At 42.5% G+C, this 2206-nt stretch carries 2 protein-coding genes and 1 pseudogene; 2 read left to right on the top strand and 1 reads right to left on the bottom strand.

Annotated elements, in window-relative coordinates; translation table 11 throughout:
* Nucleotides 1-86 precede the first annotated feature (86 nt).
* Nucleotides 87-545: a sulfotransferase gene (locus F6K49_RS42770; RefSeq protein ID WP_293107562.1), complete on the top strand. Its 459-nt coding sequence runs from the start codon at nt 87-89 to the stop codon at nt 543-545.
* A gap of 8 nt (nt 546-553) precedes the next feature.
* Here F6K49_RS42770 and F6K49_RS42765 read toward each other — a convergent pair whose 3' ends face one another.
* Nucleotides 554-1945, bottom strand: a complete 1392-nt coding sequence (locus F6K49_RS42765; RefSeq protein ID WP_293107559.1) for a flippase — start codon at nt 1943-1945, stop codon at nt 554-556.
* A gap of 59 nt (nt 1946-2004) precedes the next feature.
* Here F6K49_RS42765 and F6K49_RS53920 point away from each other — a divergent pair.
* Nucleotides 2005-2151: pseudogene (locus F6K49_RS53920) on the top strand (hypothetical protein); the annotation flags it as partial.
* Between the last annotated feature and the right edge of the window lie 55 nt (nt 2152-2206).

Raw genomic sequence — 2206 nt, 5'->3', positions numbered from 1 at the left:
TCTGGCAGACAATAAACTCGTTCACCTGGTTGATTCAAGATTTGAACATCCAATAGCTCTGATATGCTCTCGAATATCTCTAACCCTTGAACACTTGTCATAACTCCACTTTTAGGAATGACTATTTACAACAAACTATTAGTCAACCCATTTATTTTATTCATGTAATCAGAAATCCTTATGATAATATCAGTACTATATTTATTAGAGATAGTAATAGGTTAAACATGGATTTAGAGGGATGTATAGAACTCTACTTTGCTAGGTGCAACACTGTAAACAAGGTTCGAGAAACAATAGGGGACAACAAATTTTTCCATCTTCGGCATGAATGGATGCTCGGCAATCCTGAAGTAGCCCTTAGAGAGCTATGCAATTTTTTAGGTCAACAAGCAGAGCCAGGTTACCTCAAAGACTCCGTTAGTATTTTGTATAAATCGCCCCAGCGAACTCGTGAAAAAGTGCAATGGAATGCAAAAGCAATCGATCTAGTCAAAAAAGAAATAGAGCGATTTGACTTTCTCAAAGGTTATTCCTACTTTTAGTTATTTCATCAACTTTTTTTTGCAAGCTCTGAGTTGAAGAGGCTGAAGAGACTGTAAAAAACAGAAGGGCGTACCCCAACATACTTGACCACGAGGATACTATACCAAACATTAGACACGATCACGGTTAAACTTGTTGTAATCGCAGCTCCAATTATCCCAAACATCGGAATAGCGATCGCGTTTGAGACTATATTGAGCAACACAGTACAGCCAACAACGATAACCGATTTGTTCTGGTGTCCCGTCATTACCATTAAATTAGCGACAGAGCCACACAATGCACTAACCAACTGCCCAACAATGAGAATTTTTAGGGACCAACTCGCAGCAGTAAAGCCCGAACCAAAAATACTCAGCACTGGTTTGGAAAAGACAATTAAACCTAGAGCTAGAACAATCGAAGGCCAGAAAATCCAGAGGGTTACTCTGGAAACGACCTTCTGCAAACCTTGCATATCTTTTTGAGCGTAGAGGCTTGAAAATAAAGGAGCTACCACCATATTCACAACCTGTAAAGTGAAACTCACCCACATGGAAGTTTTCAGAGCCGCATTATATATACCAGCTTCACTTGGCCCGATAATAGAGCCAACCATGAGAATATCTGTACGGTTTAAAATAACGCCAAACGACTGCTGGAGCAGCAAAACCCCGGCAATCCCCAACCACTGCTGATAGGAATAAACTGGAGTAACAGGTTCAATCTCTCTATTAATCTTTTCCCAAAGCAACCACAACTGAAACAGCAGAATACCTGACAGCAGTAGTGTTGCCACCTCAATCATCGGCAAACTGTTTAGAGAATGGTTGGCATCAAACAAAAGAAACCCACCGCAAAGAACCCAGAGCGGCCAGATAATTTGGGATGGAGTATAAGCTAATGCAATGTCACCCATTGCTCTAGTTGTTTCTAACTGCAAAAGTGTCAAAGCTTGGAGTGGTACTAGTGCCATCCCGATCAGCAAGGATGTTGCATAGGTAAAGTTGTGAAAAGAATTCAGCACCCAGATAACACCCGCAGCACCTAGGCTTAGTAAGACACCAACCAATAATGTTAATAGCCAACTCCCACGCACGAGGCCCCGTAAATGTCCCCAGTCTTCTTTCACACGGTATTCTGAAAGCAAACGCAACACAGTCCTCGGCAATCCTAAAGCTGCTGGAATCCCTAAGAGCATTGACCAGGAGATAACATATTCGTAGATGCCGTACTCTGTTTTGCCCATCCATCGAGCCAAACAGACCTGAACCACGTATGTTAAAATTAACCCAAAGATTCGTATAGTCAGAGCGATAAGAGTATCCTTGGCTAGAAAGTCTAGTTGACGACTTTTTTGTTCTTTTCCTGGGGTATCTTGAGTACTGTTTTGACTTTGAGGGAGGGAAGATTTAGTCATACTAACGTAAGTTATTGATGAGTACCAATTTCAAGTAATTTACCAGGCCCAAAAAGGAATACAACATGCACCTGCAAACGCTGGCCGCAATCGCGAGAATGTTCAACAACTGTGAGGTGAGGCAGCAACTCATGGAAGCCCGGAGTGCTGACGACATTCTTGACATTTTCGCCTCCCGGCCGTCACGCGTCAACTCCGAGCGCTAGCACGGAGCTGACGCCCGAAAACCAGACTTTATGATCAAGGAACTTGAATTGGCTT

The sequence above is a fragment of the Moorena sp. SIO3I6 genome, assembly GCF_010672095.1.
The sequence above is the reverse complement of the archived record's forward strand: the minus strand, read 5'-3'. Positions and strand labels throughout refer to the sequence as shown.